Here is an 18,513-nt window from a genome sequence, read left to right on the forward strand (position 1 = left end):
AAGGAGGAGTTTGATTAGATATGTTAATTGGAATGTGAACATAAGCATATAAAACTCCGTTAATACCCATATTAGTTGTCATTTTTTTCTTAGGAGAAGGGGAGGAGTTATCACAAATATCGACAATATCAAACTCTATGATTTACACATCTAAATATTACTTTCCATAAATTTTTTTACAAGCATCATTATTTCCAAATAGACAATCTTTTTGGAGTTTTTCAAATTCTTTGATACGTTGCTGTTCTCTTTTGTGAGTTTGATATTTATCTACTCCATAGACTGCCAAACAAACAATAATGATGAAAAAAATGTCAAATCTTTTGATTTTGGGACAAAATTTACATGCCATATTTTAAAACCCTTGTAATTAGTTGTAATGAAGATTATTGTATCAAGATTGTGCTTTAACAAAAAATATGATGATTGTTATGATCAGAAAGGTTAGCTAGTATCACCAAGCTAATCAGCTCCTAAGAGTGACTTTTGCGTAAGCTGGAGCGTAATTTGTATTATTTGCGTTTATTATTGTTTGCAGTTTTACAGCGTGCAGCTGGTATGCAGCTCAAGCGATACAGCTCCTGTCGAAGCCAAATCAACCCCATAACCTAATAAAAAATACAAGATTGTATCTAAGATTTTCAAAAAGAATATCTATTGATAAAACAAATCTAAAGAGATTTTTTGATCTTTTGTATTGATTTTAGGAGTGATTTGAAAGGCTATAAGGAATTGATAGAGTGGGTATGTTCTTAAATTCTTCTATGCTACAATTCTTCAGAATTCTTTATTCTAGGGCGTTTCGTTTTAGGCAGTTCTTAAATTCTTCTATGCTACAATAGAACTCTTTGATTATCTTCATAGCTCATTGTTTTAGGCAGTTCTTAAATTCTTCTATGCTACAATAGACCCTATTTATTCTCCCTATATTGTGAGAATAAATAGGAATAAACCATAGAAAATATGCTAGAATAGCACTATAAGAATTTAAGAACTGCCTAGAATAAACGGTTATTGGGTTCCGTGCGGGGTTACAATCCCCCAAAAACCCTAAAATTCTCATATACAAATCTACTAAAACAACACTAGTTGTCTTGGTTTGTTGATTTCTTCAATTTTACTTCTCTTTCCTAGTAATAATCTCATATGATCAAATTGTTTTTCTGTTAATATCAATGCTCTGATATTCCCTTTTTCAGGAAGTATTAGATCAAGTCGATCCAAATGAGAGTTTGCACTTGCAACCCCCTTGCAAATACGAACATACACTGAAAATTGGAGCATTATAAAACCACCTTTTATAAGCTCTTTTCTGAATTTTGCAGAATTCTTCCTATCTTCTTTGGTATGCGTTGGCATATCAAACATCACTAAAACTCTCATAAATTTCTCTTCCATTTGAATTCTCTCTCTGAAATATTGGTAATAACAAAGAATCTTCTGTGCCTTTTAGAATATTTGCCAAAGACCAGACCGTGCGGGTTATAGCTCGATACATAGGATAGTATTTATCCTTACATAAAATCTTAGCCCCTAAGATACCTGCCAATTTTTGGCGATGATGAATTTGAAATCCATCTTTTAGAGAATCTCTCTGCACCATCAAAAGCACTAGAGAATCTACAAATATCCGATAAGGTTCCATCATATCATCAGCAAGATTAAAAGAATTGAATTGGTTTCTATGAAATAGACCGAGTGCGGGTAAAAATCCACTTCCTACGAGGCTTCTTGCCATAGAACCTCTCAAAATTGCATAACCATAATTGAGTGCAGAATTGATAGGATCAAGACTTTTCCTCACAAAATCCACTCCAAAAAGTACTTGAAAATAAAATATCGCTCCTTGTGCTTCAAAATTTTTAGAATCATTGAGCATTACATTTTTAGATAATTTTAGGATTTTATCAGCTGTTTGAGGAGAAAAATCTTTTGCTAGAGTGCTTTGATTGTAGAGTTTTTGCTTGATGATTTGTTGCCACAAAATAGCTTTCTTTTGCTTAGATAACTTCATCTGTGTTTGAAGTGTTTCAGAGATTTTATAATGCCCTAAATAGGGGGTAAAAACACCATTTGGCATATGAGAATCATCGCAGGTAAAAAAAGCTATTCTACAATCTGCTAATTTGCTCAATAAACTAGCAGTAATACTCACCTGATTGCTCTCACAGACAATCATCAGAATATCCCTGAGTGGCAAGGTTATTTCCTGACCTTCTTGAGTGATACAAAAATTCGTATTTTTAAGACTTAGCTTGGCTGGATTTGTGATGAAAATACTCTTATAAGCTTCATCAAAACCACCCATCTAAGATCTCTTTTTGGTTGTTTTGAGCCTGACATCTCTCCTGGGCTCAAGTGGTGCTTCACTTATCTCTCCTAATACAGAAACTATACATTTTTTGAATATTTTTAGATTCTGTATTCCGCAACTCTCAGCTAGAAATCCTGAAGATTTTTCTTTAAAAAATTCTTTTTCATCACTAGATACAAGGTTGCTATGATGCCTAAAGCTTAAAGTCCCCGTACTTGAGCTTGCTCCTACATAGTAGGCATAGATACTTTTATCCATTCCTTTTTGCTGAATCTGCACCAAATCATCTTTAAAAAGACTGAAACAAAATTCATAATTTTCATCCATCTCTAGCCAGTCTTTGATCACTCCTGACTTGTCTTTGCCTTGAACAATAGCTTTATTGGGTAACCTACCTATTGCAAAATCATAAGTATAGATAGGAATAACATAATATTTTCCCTTATCTTTAGATCTGAAGATATCTGTTCGGATCATTTCTCCATTATCTACTATGCCCCCGTTTATTTCGCGTATTTTCCCTAATTCAATTGCCTTTTTCACGCCTTCTTCTCTACCATAACTAGCATAATACTCCGTGCGTTTGCGTATAGTCTGCTCGTGTAATGCTCCAGTGACATTTCTTCTAGATGCTCTTGAAACAAAGATTGTTTTTGTTGCTGCTTCTAGTTTTGATCGAAAATCTTCAAGTGGTTCTATTGAGGGTTTTTTGAACTTTTGGGTATTTTCATAAATCTCTTTTGCCTTTTCTTTAGAGTCTCTATATCTCTCCTCTTTTGATTTCAAATAATTACTTAAGGACTTTATATTCGCATCTGTGGCAAGTGCGATGATTAGAGAATCTTGAAAATGGTGCAAATGAGTCTCTCTATTTTTAGAATCCAATCCCCAATAATGTCTAAGAATGCTTGTAAGTCCTCCACTCATAGTTAAAATATGCTTCTTTGAGCCTTTGCTTCCAGCTTGAATAGAAGTATCCTCTGAAATATCTAAGGGTAAGAATTCCAAATATTGAGATGTATATTGGCTTACAAGCCTGTTGATATAACCTGTATCCACTAGGTTTCTAGTGAGGAATTCACCCCTTGAGCCTATGTTTTTGTCTATAAAGGCAGTGTTCATAATTTTCTTTTTCACATTTCTAGGCAACTTTGAGATAGCATTAATTCTTTTGCGTAATTCTTCCCATTTTGCCTCATCTGATCCTATCCATTCATAAGGCGTCTTATTTCTTTTTAGTTGATTTTGAGCGGTGAAGACTAATACCTTATTGTTTTGAGAGTCATCTAGACTTCTTGAAAGTGGATAAATATGATCAACTTGGAGTTTATTTTCTTCTTTTAGATCTTCAATCTCTATCTTTTTGCCGCTATAGATACAAAATTCATCTTGTCGTTTCCATAATTTTACTTTTAGAATATTTCGACCATTAACCTCTAAACCAAATTCCTGGCATAGATTTTTTGCCTCATCATTGAGTTTTCTGTTTGCATCTTGCTCTTTCTTTATCTTTTGGCGATCATTGAAACTCTTGCCTACATCACGAGTGAATTCAATATGAATTTTGTGAAGTCTCCCATATTTTTTAATCACAGCATTGACAACTTTTCTGTATTGTGAAATCGCCCTATTGACAACAGGGTTCAATGTATCTGCAAAATCTGTCTGTGCTAGTGGGGGCAAAAGTCCTTTTTTCACATTTTTTGTACAAAGTTCCAAAAGTCCACTTAATTCTATAGCCTCATCATATCGTTTGCCTTCTTTCATCAAAGGAGAAATTTTATAAATTGCTTTTAGGCTTAGGGCGAGTGTTTTATCAAAACCAAGCTGATTAAGGCTTAATTTTTCCTGCATAGACTTGGAAATAGGAAGTTTAGAAATTTTTTCTTTTATGGTTTTTTCAGATCGATTGAAAGCTATGATGTTTGCAATCTCATCAAGTGTTTGAACCTCTAAGGCATTGAACTCTTCTTCAAAATCACTCAAATATTCTTTGAGTTTATGAAACTTTGGAAATGATATAAAAATCTTTTTTTCTGTGTCTTTTTGCGTATAATCTAGGGCATTGTCTTTAAATACTATTGAAGGATAGTTCTCAAGCTTTAAAATCTTCCGCAGCTCTCTATAACTTACTCCAGTTTTTAGGCTTTTTGCTTTATTGAGTATGAGTTCAATCATCTCTTGTGAAAAAACTTCTTTTGTGATTTCCCCAATATAAGCTAAGGTGTTGATAATCTTTGTGAGATTGATAAATTCCTCTGCGCTATAGCAGCACTTTGAAGCTCTTTTTTCTTCAGAATAAAACTGACATTTTCCAACCATCGATTCAAAACTCTTCAAATCCCGCTGATAAAAAGCTATTTTATTGAACAATTCTTCTAGCTCTTGAGTTGCTTTCTGATTTCCAAAACTTCTTTGAGAATCAAATAAGATTTTTACCTCCTCTTGTAAATCTCTTCTCCCTACAGAATGTTGATACCCATCTTTAGAATCCTTAGCTTTGTTCCTAACACCTTTAAACTCTCCCTTGCATCGTTCCTTTAAAAAATACTCTTTGCACATCATCTCACCAACACTTCTATAGCCTAATCTTTGCATTTCATCTCTGTTGGATTTGATAGATTTTAAAATAATTTTATTTTCTTTTTCATCTTTTTGACTTTGCATACAATCATTGTATCCGCGTCTCTTTGCAATATGCAAAAGCACTCTAAAAAACTCTTTATCATCAAGCTTTCTATCAAGTCCCTCTGATCTAAGCTCCCAAGGAGAGAGAAAGGCCTTAGTGGTTGTAAAAATATCTGGAAGAGATTCATTTTCTGGGATGATATCTTTAAGATCAATATTGAGATATTTTGAAAGCAAAATCTTGATTTGTTTAACTCTAGCCTTTTTTCTCTTATTAGCTCTTCTTGCACCTCTTAATTCTCTTCTAGGCAAAGCAAGAGACTTCCCATCTTCTGGATTTTCTGCTCTAGTGAAGAGTCTCACACCAGAAGCTATAATATTGCCTTTTCCTTGAATTTGTTCTTCAACCTCAACTAAACTCCAACCAATTGATGAAATACCAATATCTAATCCTAAAATCTTTATCATATTTGATCCAATGAATACCTCTGTAGTGCAACTACACCACTTCTAGCTATTTTTTTAATAGCGACCACATATTTTTGATTCACACTTCAATCCTTATTGGTTGAGAATAAAATACCATATAAACATACAAAATACAAGTCCACATACCGATACTAGAGTCTGCAAAATCGACCACATCCACAAAGTTTGCTTTAAAGATATCTGAAAAAAGGATTTGACCATCCAAAATCCTGCATCATTGATATGACAAAAAAATACTGATCCTGATCCTATTACTAATACAAGCAAAGCACCACTTAATCCACTCATTCCAGTTGCAAGAGAAGCAATTATTCCTGATGTCGTTGTGGTAGCTACTGTAGCAGAACCTGTTGCCTGACGAATAAGTACAGCAATACACCACGCAAGCAACAATAAAGAAATATGCGAATCACTCACCATCTTACTGATAGCTTCGCTAATGCCCCCTTGTAATAAAATTTGTTTTAATCCTCCACCAGCACCAATAGTAAGTATCAAAGCAGCAATGGGAGGAAGATTTTTTTGCAATATATTTCCAGTCTCACTCAAAGACCATTTTGAACTTTTGCCTAACACAAATGCAGCAAATATAACAGCAATCACCAAAGCCACTAGTGGCTGACCAACAAATGCTGTAAAAATAAGCAACCTAGAATCTGAACCCAACAAAATAGGCATATAGCTATGTAGCGTCATCAAAAAGATGGGTAATAATATCACTCCAAAACAAAGAGATAGAGGAGGCAGAGACTTAGAAGTATGTGCAACATTCAATGGTATTGAAATATTTTTGCCTATATCGCCCTGCTTAGGAGCAAACCAATAGCTATAAAGTGGTCCTGAAATAATAACAGTGGGTATAGCTATGATAATCCCAACTATCATTGTCAAACCCAAATCAGCGTGAAGTTCATTAATAGCAATGAGTGGTCCAGGATGAGGTGGAATAAGTGCATGTAAAGTTGTCATACCTGCAAGAGCTGGAATGGCAATCCTAACAAAAGGAAGATTTGAATGACGCCAGAGGGCAATTATCATTGGCAACATCATTACCAATGCAACTTCAAAGAACAATGGCAAACCAATCACCATTGCACAAACTGCAACCATCCAACTAATATAACGTTGGGGAGTATTTTTGAGCAATGCACAAGCAATACATTCAGCTGCTCCAGATTCTGCCAAAATACCACCTAGCATCGCACCAGCAGCAATTATTAAACCCGTTGCTCCCATTATTTCACCTGCACCCTTAATAAAAGTTGGAAGCAAACTATCAATCTGAAGACCCATCATCAATCCAGCAAATAATGCACCAATGAATATTCCAACAAAAGGAGGGATTTTTAGCATACCAATTAATAAAACAATAGCAAGTAGGCTGATACCAACCTCTATAATCATTTTATATTCATATGCCATATATTGCTCCAATCAATATCTCTCTAATGCAACTACACCGCTCCTAACTATTTCTTTAGGATTGAATCTTTTTATCGCTTTTATAAAGCTAGAGATGCGATAGGGTTTGTCAGTAACAGCAACAATAACATATTTTTCATTTGCATTCACAATATGTCCATTGTATGCCCTTGAGAGCACTTCTATATCTGCAATATTTTCTTCTATAGGTAGCTTCACAAGTGCCATTTCTTTTTCCAAAAAATCATCATTTTCCACCACACTTAAAACCGGGATCAGTTTGTGAAGCTGCTTGACTATCTGTTCTAATATCTTTTCATCTCCATCTGTTACGATTGTAACCCTAGAGAGATCTGTATCTGGTATAGGTGCGACAGTTAGAGATTCTATATTGTATCCCCTCCCGGCAAAAAGTCCTGATATTCTGGATAAAACGCCGTGTTCATTGATAACATTCACAGAGATAATTCTTCTTTTTTCCATCGCCTAATCCTTACTCTAGTATCATTTTATTCAAAGCTGCACCGCCTGGAACCATTGGCAGAACATGCTCCATCCTATCAACCACTACATCAAGCATACACACCATATTTGAGTCTATTGCCTCTATAAATGCTTTTTCAAACTCATCTTTAGTTTTCACGCGATATCCCTTACCTCCAAAAGCTTCTATAAGCTTAATAAAATCAGGTTGCAAAGATAAGTCTGTGTGTGAAAACCTACTCTCATAAAAAAAACTTTGCCATTGTCTAACCATTCCTAAATAGTTGTTATTGAGAATAACATTTATAACAGGTATTTTTTCTTCCACACAAGTCATCAATTCTTGTATATTCATAAGTATCGAGCCATCTCCAGTTATATTGACCACCACCTTATTTTCTGCAGCTAGTTTTGCTCCCATACTCGCAGGAAGTCCAAAACCCATCGTTCCCAATCCTCCGCTAGTAATAAACTGCCTAGAGAATTCAAATGGATAATACTGTGCTGCCCACATTTGATGTTGTCCTACATCAGTAACAATAAGTGCCTTATCTCCTAAAATACTCCCTATTTTTTCAATCACCCATTGAGGCTTAAGAACCTCATCGCTATCTTGATATCCAAGCGGATGAAGCTTTTTATATTTATCCAAATGTTCTGACCACTCTTTTATACCATCACTGTCATAGCCCTCTATCTGAAGTAATTCCAAAATATCTTCACACACGCTCTTAACATCTCCTACAACAGGGAAATTTACATCGATTATTTTGCCAATAGAACTTGGATCTATGTCAATATGCACGATTTTAGCGTGTTTGGCAAATTCGCTTACCTTTCCAGTAACCCTATCATCAAATCTCGCTCCAACGCAAATAAGAAAATCACACTCGCACATCGCCATATTCGCAGCATAACTCCCGTGCATTCCTACCATTCCAAGAAAAAGAGGATGGCTATCAGGCACAATGCCTCTTGCCATCAAAGTTTCCAAAAAAGGAATTTGGGTTTTTTCTATGAGCTTTTTGATCACATCTGCAGCAGAAGAGATTACAGCTCCTCCGCCAATATAAAACAATGGTTTTTTTGCATTCTTAAGCCCTTCTATGACTTTTCTAATTTGTCTTGAATTCCCCTTTGTAGTGGGCTTGTATGTCCTAAGAGAAACTTCGCAAGGATAATCAAAATCTCCATAAGTAGCACTAATGTCTTTGGGCAAATCCACCAAAACAGGTCCAGGTCTTCCACTTTTGGCAATATAAAAAGCTTCTTTTAAAATTCTAGGCAATTCATTGATGCTTTTGACCAAAAAATTATGCTTAGTACAAGGACGAGAAATCCCTACTGCATCAATTTCTTGAAAGGCATCTGTGCCGATTTGAGAAATAGGTACCTGACCACTAATAACCACCAAAGGAATAGAATCTGTGTAAGCTGTGGCAATACCTGTTACCGCATTTGTAAAACCTGGTCCTGATGTAATAATCGCCACTCCCACTTCCGCAGATGCTCTAGCATAACCATCAGCAGCATGGATTGCTCCTTGTTCATGACGAGTGAGAATATGCTTGAAATGATTTTGTTTGTATATTTCATCATAAACATTTAAAACAGCACCACCAGGATAACCAAAAATCACTTTTACACCCTCTAATCTCAAAGCCTCTATAAGCATTTCAGAACCATTCAATCGTTTTACTGGCATAAAATCTCCTAAAAATCGTTATTCTTTATTATAATATGTTTAAACAAAATTTCAAATTTGTTTTCTCAAATGGAGGCATTAATGAAGCTAGGATTAAATATCGACCATATTGCTACACTCAGAGAAGCTAGGAAAATTAATGATCCAGACCCCTTGGAAGCGATTTTTGTTGCCAAAAATGCGGGGGCTAGTCAAATAACAATTCATTTAAGAGAAGATCGTCGTCATATAAACGATGATGATGTAAGAAAAATCGTTCAATCAAGTTTTTTGCCTGTAAATATAGAATGTGCTTGTGATGAAAAAATAGTCGAATTTTTATGCAACCAAAAACCTTACAAAATCACACTAGTGCCTGAGAAAAGAGAGGAAATTACGACCGAAGGCGGTCTAGATATCAAAAAATCAGGTTTGAAAGATATTATCAAAGAATTTCAAAAAAATGATATTGAAGTTGCTGTATTTATTGATCCTAATAAAGAAACCACTCTTATCTCCAAAGATCTGGGTGTTGATGGGGTTGAATTCCATACAGGGAAGTATGCAAACCTTCATTTGATGCTTTATTCTAACCTTCATAGGACTAAAAACTGCATAGAAGAATATAATTTTGATAGAAAAACATTAAAATTCAAACTTCAAGAATCTGTCGAAGAGCTTCATCTGTGTACAAATCTAGCAAAAGAGCTTTCACTAGGGGTTTTTGCCGGACATGGACTCAACTACAACAATGTAGAAGAGATTGTAAAAATCAAAGCTATTAGCGAACTTAATATCGGGCAAAGCATCATCGCAAGATCTGTTTTTGTTGGATTAAAAACAGCTATTAGCGATATGGTTGAGCTTATCAAATGAAAAAGGTCGCTATTTCTGTCGGGGATATCAACGGCGTGGGTATTCACATCGCCCTAAAAGAACATTCAGAAATCAAAAAAATTTGCCATCCTATCTACTGTGCACATCAAGAAGTCTTTGAAAAAGCTTGTGATATCCTCAAACTAAAAATGCCTAGAGATATGGATTTCTTTCCTCTGGATCAAAATATACCTGATATTTTTCCATCTTCTATCACTTCTCAAAGCGGTAGATATAGCTATGAAAGTTTTATCAAAGCCTGTGAACTCGCCGATGAAAAAAAGGTTCATAGCATTTGCACCCTACCTATCAACAAAAAATCATGGAGCTTAGCTAATATATCTGAAATAGGACATACAGAAGTCCTCGCTAAACGCTATCATAGAGATACAATTATGATGCTAGGATGTGAAAAAATGTTTGTAGCTCTTTTTACTGATCATATTCCATTAAAATCAGTCAGCTCTCATATCACCGCAGAAAAATTGAGTGCTTTTTTGCTGAATTTATATAAAAATCTAAAATTAAAAAATGTTCTTGTTTTGGGTGTGAATCCTCATTGTGGAGATGGAGGAATCATAGGAGATGAAGACAAACAAATTAATCTAGCTATCAAAAATGTAAATGAAGCCATAAAAAAAGAAATATTTATCGGACCCATCCCTCCTGATACGGCTTTTAGTCCAATAAATAGGGAAAAATATCGTTTTTTTGTGAGTATGTATCATGACGTAGGATTGGCACCTCTAAAAGCGTTATATTTTTATGATAGTATAAATATAACTTTAAATATTCCGATATTTAGAGTATCTGTAGATCATGGAGTGGCTTATGATATAGCCTATAAATCTCAGCCAAACACACAAAGCTACCTCAATGCAATCAATTTGGCAACAAAAAATGGAATCTTTTATGAATAAAAATCAACTTGAAATACTAGAAAAAAAATTTGATAAACAAAAGTCCTATATACAGCAACTTGAAAGTCAAATAAATCTGAAAACTTCCGAGATTGTGGATATTAAAAGTCTGTTAGAAAAAGCTCATTTGGAAATGAAAAAATTTGATAATGATCTTGATCATATCTTGAACTTTATTTTGATCCTAGAAGATAAAATAAAACATCAAAAAAATGGCATATCAGGTCTCCAAGACTACATACAAAACGTTATTTTAACAGAAGATAAAAATATGCTCTTTGGGGTTGGCGTAGATAGGAAATTCATCAAGAATAAAAGCATTTCTACAATAAAGTATTATCTTTATACCTTTGATTGCTTTATAAAAGAAAGCTACAAACTTGAAAATCTTAAAGTTTCACAAAAAAAAGATGCGAGTATCATCATAAAAACCCTTATTGATTACATCAAGATATCTTTCAAAAATAAAAATATACAAATCAAAGGGATCATAGAACTATCCGCTCAGGATATTGAAGAAGTTTTAAGCATAAGATTTTATGGAAACTATAGTATCGAAGAAGAAATTAGGAATTTTATCGCTTTATATAGTCAGTGATGATTTGATATCATCACTTGTTGAGTCTAGCTTTTCTTCTTTCAATAGCTTTTTCATATCGTCTTTTTTCTGCTGGTGTTGTTGGCTCAAGTGGCGGAATAGGAACTGTTTTTCCATCAACGACAGCTACCATTGTGAAATAACAGCTATTGCAATGAGTAACGAATTTATTTTTTATATCCTCGCTAATAACTTTGATTCCTACTTCACAACTTGTTCTACCTGTATAATTCACACTCGCCAAAAATGTGATAAGCGAACCAATGGGTATGGGATGTTTAAAAATAACACTATCTACGCTCAAAGTAACCACGCCTACTCCACAATATCTTGTAGCACAAGCATAAGCAACTTGATCAAGCATTTTCAATAATTCGCCTCCATGCATTACTCCACTAAAATTTGACATACTAGGGGTTACAAGGACAGACATTGTCAAACTCTTGGTATCAAATACATCTTCCATAATTATTTCCTTATTGAATTTTTCAAAAAATTATAACCAAGTATTGCTAAGAGGAATCAAAAAATATATTTTCTTTTTACAATCCATCTTTTGTAAGAATGAAATAATTCGATATAATCAATCTAGTAAAAATCAGGAGTATAAATGCATCTTTTATTCACAGGAGGGAGTGGTTATATAGGTTCAAACACGGCATTAGAATTTTTGAAAAATACATCTTGTCAAATCAGTATTTTAGATAATTTAAGCACGGGTTTTATTGAAAACTTTGAATACCTCCAAAATCAATTCAACAATAGGGTTCATCTGATAAAAGCTGATTTATCAGATATCAAAACCCTGGAAGATTTATTTATTAATCATCATTTTGATTGTGTTTTACATTTTGGGGCGTCATTAATTGTATCTGAATCTGTTAGCAACCCACTTCTATACTATAGCAATAACACAGTCAATACGACACAACTAATCACTATGTGCCTCAAATATAAAATCAAAAAATTTATATTCTCTTCTACTGCCGCAGTTTATGGAGAGCCTGATGCTAGATTGATTCCTGTAAATGAATCCGCACCTTTAGCTCCCATAAATCCTTATGGTGCTTCCAAAATGATGAGCGAAAGGATATTGGAAGATACAAGCAAAGCTTATGACTTTAACTATGTCGCATTGAGATATTTTAATGTTGCAGGTTCAAATATTCAAGATAAATCTTCCTTAGGAGTACTTGGACAAAGGAGTAAAAATGCTACTCATTTGATTAAAGTTGCTTGTGAATATGCTCTAGGAAAAAGAAAAAATATCTCTATTTTTGGAGATGATTACCCTACCAAAGATGGGACTTGTATTCGCGACTATATCCACATTACAGATTTGGCAAATGCTCATTTACAAGCTTATACATATCTACAAAAATATAAAAAATCCGAGGTTTTTAATGTCGGATATTCTCAAGGTTATAGCGTAAAAGAAGTTATAGAAATGGTCAAAAAAATTTCTGGTATAGATTTTAGGGTCGAAATTTCTGCTAGAAGAGCTGGTGATCCTGCTGTACTTATATCTGATAACAAAAAAATAATGTCTCTAACAGATTGGATACCTAGATACAATGACTTAGCTACTATTATCAAAAGTGCCTATGAGTGGGAAAAGAAATTATAATTTCTTTGTATTTTTAATTCTTTGAGAATGAGTGATCGCAATGGCGATAGCATCTGTTATATCTAAAGGTTTTATTTCTCCTTTGATGCCTAAAATTTTTTTTACCATAAATGCAACTTGGGTTTTGTCTGCTTTTCCATTCCCAGTAAGAGCTTTTTTCACCTGCAATGGAGTATATTCAGAAAAATTTCCTAATTCTTGGAGTATTTTTAAACTCAAAGCTCCGCGAAATTGTGCTAATTTAATAACAGATTTTGGATTATAAGCATAAAACATATCTTCAATAGCAACCTCATTAATCTCGCGAGATTTCAAAACCAAATCAATCCCTTCTACAAATTCAAGTATCTGATGTTGAAGTATCCGTTCTTTAATTTTAATAATCCCTGCTTCAAGTAAAGAGATTTTATTATTTTGTAAATTCACGATAGCATACCCACAATTCCTACTGCCTGGATCAATCCCTAAAATATTCATTAATTTCTCTTTTTTAATCTATTTTATACCTTAATTTCACTATTATTCACTAAACTTTTCACATTGTGAAATGATAATGACTGGAAAAGAAAATGATAGAAAATAGTATATTAAACGAGCTTAAAAAAGAGATTTCAGAGGCTGAATATTCTGCTTATATTTCAAAAATGAAATATGATGAAAATGCCTCTAAATCAGACTTGGTAGTGTTTGTAGTCCCTAATATCTATATCGCGAATTGGATCAAAACAAAATATAGTGATCAGATCGCTCATCTTTTTGAAACTTATCGAAAAATTAAGCCAGAAATAAGAATAATTGTGGAATCACAAAAAAAAGATGTGAAAAGTTTAAAAACACCCGGAGGCAAACCTCAAATTCGAAATATTTTGAATCCTTCTTATACCTTTGATTCATTTGTTATAGGAGAATCAAACAGATTTGCATACGAAATAGCAAAAAAAATATCTCAAAAACAAGCTGAAGCTTACAATCCTGTATGGATATATGGAGGAACAGGTTTAGGCAAAACCCATATTTTAAATGCTATAGGAAACAATGTATCTGAAAAAAATAAAAATGTTATTTATGTCACAGCAGAGCAATTTTTAAATGACTTTTTAACACGTATCCAAAACCATACAATGGATAGATTCCGCGATAAATATCGTAACTGTGATTATCTTCTCATTGATGATGTACAGTTTTTTGGAGGAAAAGAAAGTGTGCAAGAAGAATTTTTTCATACTTTCAACGAATTGCACGGCAAAAAAAAACAAATTGTTATGACAAGCGATAAAACTCCAAAACAAATACTTGGATTAGAAGAACGTTTAAAATCAAGATTTGAATGGGGAATGATTGCAGATATACAACCTCCAGGTCTTGAAACAAAAATTGCTATTATCATTCAAAAATGCCATCTCAACCAAATAGAAATTGACAAGGAAATTATCAATTATCTAGCATCAAATATCAACGATAATATTCGTCAAATTGAAGGTATTATTCTCAAACTTAACGCCCAAGCTTCTATCATAGGACAAAATATTAGTCTTACAATGGCAAAAAATGCTATAAAGGACACTCAAAAAGAAAATTTAGAAAACATCACTTTAGAAAACATCATCAAAACCGTTTCAAAAGAACTTAACATCAAACCCTCTGAAATCAAATCCAAATCTAGAAATAAAACTACCGCAAATGCCAGAAGAATCGTTATCTATCTAGCAAGAACACTAACTCCAAATTCTATGCCTCATCTAGCACAATTTTTAAATATGAAAGATCATAGTTCTGTCAGTAAAGCAATGAAGATTATCACTACTGAAATTGCTGAAAATATTAATATAAAAATGATGGTGGATGAAATGAAAAAGAAAATCCAAAGTGAGCAAGGCGATAAAACAATGTAAAAACCAAAATTTTAGATACAATAACAATATAGAAGATGTGAAAAGATGTGAAAACAATGATAACTTTTTTCACATTCCAAATAGGCTTAAAATAGTTATTTTAAAGTAGTTTTCACTGATTCACTCAGACCTACTACTACTATTTTAATTTTATAAATATTAAGGAGCTCCAATGAAACTAATTGTAAATAAAAGTGTTCTAGAAATAACTTTAATGAATTTTCAAGCATTTCTAGATAAAAAAGATTCTTCTCAAATCACTTCTCATATTTACTTCGAATCACTTGATTCAAAGCTCCTATTAAGAGCGACAGATTATGAAATCGGCATAGAAGCAAAAATAGATATTATAAAAAAAGAGTCCGAAGGAAATGCAACTGTAAATGGTAGAATAATCTTAGATATCGTAAAAAAACTTGAAGATGGAGAAATAATCTTAGAAACAGATAATGATTTCTTCTATATCAAACAAGGAAGAACAAAATATAAAGAATCAATGTTCAATGCGGCTGAATTTCCGATTTTTCCAAAAATGACTGATTATACAAAACTCAATATTGATACTTCGAAATTTATCACTTCTATCAAAAAAATCAATCCTGCAATAGAAACAACTAATCAAAAAATGGAACTCAACGGAGCTTTTTTAGATATTAAAGATTATTCTTACAATTTTGTCGCTACAGATACTAGAAGACTTGCTGTTGTAAAATATGAAACTCAATCAGTAGATAATTTATCTATTATCATTCCAAAAAAAGCAACCATAGAAATTTTAAAACTTTTTTATGATGAGTTTGAAATCTATTATAATCAATCCCAAATTATCATTAAAACTGAACAATATATGTTTTTTACTAAGCTTATCAATGGAAAATATCCAGATTATGAAAAAATCATCCCTAAAACTTTCAAAAATGAAATCAAACTTCCTAAAGATATTATTGAAAAATCAATCAAAAAAGTTAATTTATGCAGTAATATTAAAATCACTATCAAACCTAAAGAAATATTTTTTGAAGCTATTAGTGATGAAAGCTCTCGAACTGCAAATACGCAAATAGAACTCGATACACAAATACAATCAGATATTACTATAGGAGCAAATTCAAAATACATACTCGATTTTTTCTCTCAAATAGAAGATTCTGAATTTCTTTTATGTTTAAATGACTCTAATAATCCGTTTGTTTTAAAAGACAAAAATTTCTCAACAATTGTTATGCCAATTATATTTTAATATTACGGAGCAAAAATGGAAGAAAATAAAAAAGAATATGGTGCTAGTAATATAAAAGTCCTAAAAGGACTAGAAGCAGTTAGAAAAAGACCAGGTATGTATATCGGGGATACAAATATCAATGGTCTGCATCATATGATATATGAAGTTGTTGATAATTCTATAGATGAAGCAATGGCTGGATATTGTGATAGTATTAAGATTACTCTCACTGAAGAGGGAAGTGCTATTATTGAAGATAACGGAAGGGGTATTCCAGTTGATATACACCCCACCGAAAATCTTCCCGCTGCTACGGTTGTGCTTACGGTTTTACACGCTGGTGGAAAGTTTGATAAAGATACTTATAAAGTTTCAGGTGGATTACATGGTGTAGGTGTGAGTGTTGTTAATGCTCTTTCAAAACATCTGATAATGACTATCAAGAAAAATGGGAATATTTATCGACAAGAATTTGCCAAAGGTATTCCTCAAACTCCTTTGGAAATCATTGGCACAACCATAGAACATGGCACAACCATAGAATTTTTTCCTGATGGAGAAATCATGGAAATTCTAGATTTTGATCAAGAAATTTTGATCAAAAGATTCAAAGAAATGGCATATTTAAACCAAAATGTAACCATTTATTTCAAAGACGAAAAAACTCAAAAAGAAGAAAAATTTCATTTTGAAAATGGTCTTTCTCAATTTGTTGAAGATATTAATAAAAAACCTTTTGTTTCTCAAATCATTACTTTTGAAGCTAATGAACAAGAAACAGAGATTGAAATTGCTTTGGCTTACAATGAAAGTTATGATGAAAAAGTTTTAAGTTTTGTGAATAATATCAGAACTCCTGATGGAGGGACTCATGAAGCGGGTTTTCGTGCAGGACTGAGTCGAGCAATTATTAATTATATTGATGCTAATGCTAATGCAAGAGAAAAAGATAGCAAAATCACAGGTGATGATATCAGAGAAGGATTGGTTGCTATTATATCTACAAAGGTAATGGAACCTCAGTTTGAAGGACAAACAAAGGGTAAATTAGGAAGTTCTTTTGTAAAACCTATTGTTCAAAAACTCACTTATGAAAAATTATCTAAATTTTTTGAAGAAAATCCAAATGATGCAAAAGCAATTATGCAAAAAGCTCTTCTTGCAGCTAGAGGAAGAGAAGCAGCAAAAAAAGCAAGAGAACTCACTAGAAAAAAAGAAAGTCTTTCTGTAGGAACATTACCTGGAAAATTAGCAGATTGTCAGAGCAAAGATCCTACAGAATCAGAAATCTATCTTGTAGAAGGGGATAGTGCTGGAGGATCTGCAAAACAAGGTAGAGATAGAGTTTATCAAGCTATTTTGCCATTAAGAGGTAAGATTTTAAATGTCGAAAAATCCAGACTTGATAAAATCTTAAAATCTGAAGAAATTAAAAATATGATTACAGCATTTGGATGTGGTATTGGAGAGGAATTTAATCTTGAAAGACTTCGATATCATAAAATAATTATAATGACTGATGCTGATGTCGATGGAAGCCATATTCAAACGCTTTTGATGACATTTTTTTATCGTTATCTTAAACCATTGGTTGAAAATGGGCATATATATATTGCACAGCCTCCATTGTATCGATTTAAAAAAGGTAAAAAAGAGATTTATCTTAAAGATGAAAAATCGCTCTCTGAATATTTGATCGAAAATGGAATTGAGAATTTCAAATTTGAAGGGGTGGGCACTAAGGAACTTTTAGAAATTTTGAAATATATTTCACATTATCGTTTTACTTTAAAAGAACTAGAAAAACGTTATGCAATGATAGATGTTATCAGATTTTTGATTGAACATAGAGATTATATTTCCCTTGGTTTTGAACAAATGTATCAAAAGATTGAAGAATTTTTGAAAACCAAAGAATGTAATATTTTAAATAAAACCATTCGAAATGATAGAATTATGCTTTATATCCAGACAAAATCAGGACTGGTTGAACTTAATATTGATGAGAATCTTTTTGTAGATAATTTTTTCGAAGAAGCTTATTTTATCTATAATAAAATTTGTGAGAGGAAGCTTGATTTTTTAAAAGATAAAGATCCTATCTTGATTCTCCAAGAAATAGAAGAATCAGCAAAAAAAGGTGCTTATATCCAAAGATATAAAGGTCTTGGAGAAATGAATCCCGAACAACTTTGGGAAACTACGATGACTCCTCAAAATAGAACACTTTTAAAAGTCACTCTTCCTGATGAACAAAAAGCAGATGAGATTTTTACTCTTTTTATGGGCGATGAAGTTGAACCTAGAAGAGAATATATACAGCTTCATGCAAAAGATGTCAGACATTTAGATGTATAA

At 32.9% G+C, this 18,513-nt stretch carries 16 protein-coding genes; 7 read left to right on the forward strand and 9 right to left on the reverse strand.

Annotation, left to right across the window (positions count from 1 at the left end; genetic code table 11):
* Nucleotides 1-157 precede the first annotated feature (157 nt).
* From Q5I06_RS00880 to Q5I06_RS00910, 7 genes are all read right to left on the reverse strand, one after another.
* Complete coding sequence (locus Q5I06_RS00880) at nt 158-352, reverse strand: hypothetical protein (RefSeq protein ID WP_305516316.1); 195 nt, start codon at nt 350-352, stop codon at nt 158-160.
* Between the two features lie 722 nt (nt 353-1,074).
* Nucleotides 1,075-1,383: a CRISPR-associated endonuclease Cas2 gene (gene cas2 / locus Q5I06_RS00885; protein ID WP_305516317.1), complete on the reverse strand. Its 309-nt coding sequence runs from the start codon at nt 1,381-1,383 to the stop codon at nt 1,075-1,077.
* Nucleotides 1,361-2,308: a type II CRISPR-associated endonuclease Cas1 gene (gene cas1, locus Q5I06_RS00890; RefSeq protein WP_305516318.1), complete on the reverse strand. Its 948-nt coding sequence runs from the start codon at nt 2,306-2,308 to the stop codon at nt 1,361-1,363. The genes cas2 and cas1 overlap by 23 nt, the downstream gene beginning before the upstream one ends.
* The gene (cas9, locus tag Q5I06_RS00895; RefSeq protein ID WP_305516319.1) at nt 2,309-5,410 is read right to left on the reverse strand and encodes a type II CRISPR RNA-guided endonuclease Cas9; all 3,102 of its coding nucleotides are present in this window, start codon (nt 5,408-5,410) and stop codon (nt 2,309-2,311) included.
* Between the two features lie 93 nt (nt 5,411-5,503).
* Entirely contained in the window at nt 5,504-6,853 is a 1,350-nt protein-coding gene (locus Q5I06_RS00900; protein WP_305516320.1) for a GntP family permease, read from the reverse strand.
* A 12-nt stretch (nt 6,854-6,865) separates the two neighbouring features.
* Entirely contained in the window at nt 6,866-7,336 is a 471-nt protein-coding gene (gene ilvN / locus Q5I06_RS00905) for an acetolactate synthase small subunit (protein ID WP_305516321.1), read from the reverse strand.
* A gap of 10 nt (nt 7,337-7,346) precedes the next feature.
* The gene (locus Q5I06_RS00910) at nt 7,347-9,041 is read right to left on the reverse strand and encodes an acetolactate synthase large subunit (protein WP_305516322.1); all 1,695 of its coding nucleotides are present in this window, start codon (nt 9,039-9,041) and stop codon (nt 7,347-7,349) included.
* Between the two features lie 81 nt (nt 9,042-9,122).
* On the opposite strand from Q5I06_RS00910, the gene Q5I06_RS00915 reads away from it, so the two are divergent.
* Genes Q5I06_RS00915 through Q5I06_RS00925 form a run of 3 tightly spaced genes read left to right on the forward strand, consistent with a single transcriptional unit; the run spans nt 9,123 to nt 11,414 of the window.
* The gene (locus Q5I06_RS00915; RefSeq protein ID WP_305516323.1) at nt 9,123-9,896 is read left to right on the forward strand and encodes a pyridoxine 5'-phosphate synthase; all 774 of its coding nucleotides are present in this window, start codon (nt 9,123-9,125) and stop codon (nt 9,894-9,896) included.
* The gene (gene pdxA / locus Q5I06_RS00920; protein WP_305516324.1) at nt 9,893-10,816 is read left to right on the forward strand and encodes a 4-hydroxythreonine-4-phosphate dehydrogenase; all 924 of its coding nucleotides are present in this window, start codon (nt 9,893-9,895) and stop codon (nt 10,814-10,816) included. Before Q5I06_RS00915 ends, pdxA begins: the two co-directional genes overlap by 4 nt.
* Nucleotides 10,809-11,414 (forward strand): hypothetical protein, encoded by a 606-nt coding sequence (locus tag Q5I06_RS00925; protein ID WP_305516325.1) that lies wholly within the window; start codon nt 10,809-10,811, stop codon nt 11,412-11,414. Before pdxA ends, Q5I06_RS00925 begins: the two co-directional genes overlap by 8 nt.
* A 13-nt stretch (nt 11,415-11,427) precedes the next feature.
* Here Q5I06_RS00925 and Q5I06_RS00930 read toward each other — a convergent pair whose 3' ends face one another.
* Nucleotides 11,428-11,880 (reverse strand): acyl-CoA thioesterase, encoded by a 453-nt coding sequence (locus Q5I06_RS00930; protein WP_305516326.1) that lies wholly within the window; start codon nt 11,878-11,880, stop codon nt 11,428-11,430.
* 144 nt (nt 11,881-12,024) lie between these two features.
* Here Q5I06_RS00930 and galE point away from each other — a divergent pair, with 144 nt between their 5' ends.
* On the forward strand, nt 12,025-13,041 hold the full coding sequence (galE, locus tag Q5I06_RS00935) for a UDP-glucose 4-epimerase GalE (protein ID WP_305516327.1): 1,017 nt from the start codon (nt 12,025-12,027) through the stop codon (nt 13,039-13,041).
* Here galE and ruvC read toward each other — a convergent pair.
* A complete protein-coding gene (ruvC, locus tag Q5I06_RS00940; RefSeq protein WP_305516328.1) occupies nt 13,036-13,518 on the reverse strand; it encodes a crossover junction endodeoxyribonuclease RuvC in 483 nt (160 codons plus the stop codon). The genes galE and ruvC overlap by 6 nt on opposite strands.
* Before the next feature lie 92 nt (nt 13,519-13,610).
* On the opposite strand from ruvC, the gene dnaA reads away from it, so the two are divergent.
* The 3 genes from dnaA to gyrB all read left to right on the forward strand — a co-directional run bounded on the left by dnaA (nt 13,611) and on the right by gyrB (nt 18,513).
* Complete coding sequence (gene dnaA / locus Q5I06_RS00945) at nt 13,611-14,933, forward strand: chromosomal replication initiator protein DnaA (protein ID WP_305516329.1); 1,323 nt, start codon at nt 13,611-13,613, stop codon at nt 14,931-14,933.
* A gap of 172 nt (nt 14,934-15,105) precedes the next feature.
* On the forward strand, nt 15,106-16,173 hold the full coding sequence (gene dnaN / locus Q5I06_RS00950; RefSeq protein WP_305516330.1) for a DNA polymerase III subunit beta: 1,068 nt from the start codon (nt 15,106-15,108) through the stop codon (nt 16,171-16,173).
* A 15-nt stretch (nt 16,174-16,188) separates the two neighbouring features.
* Nucleotides 16,189-18,513: a DNA topoisomerase (ATP-hydrolyzing) subunit B gene (gene gyrB, locus Q5I06_RS00955; protein WP_305516331.1), complete on the forward strand. Its 2,325-nt coding sequence runs from the start codon at nt 16,189-16,191 to the stop codon at nt 18,511-18,513.

The organism is Helicobacter cappadocius (assembly GCF_030688855.1).
Classification (GTDB): domain Bacteria; phylum Campylobacterota; class Campylobacteria; order Campylobacterales; family Helicobacteraceae; genus Helicobacter_J; species Helicobacter_J cappadocius.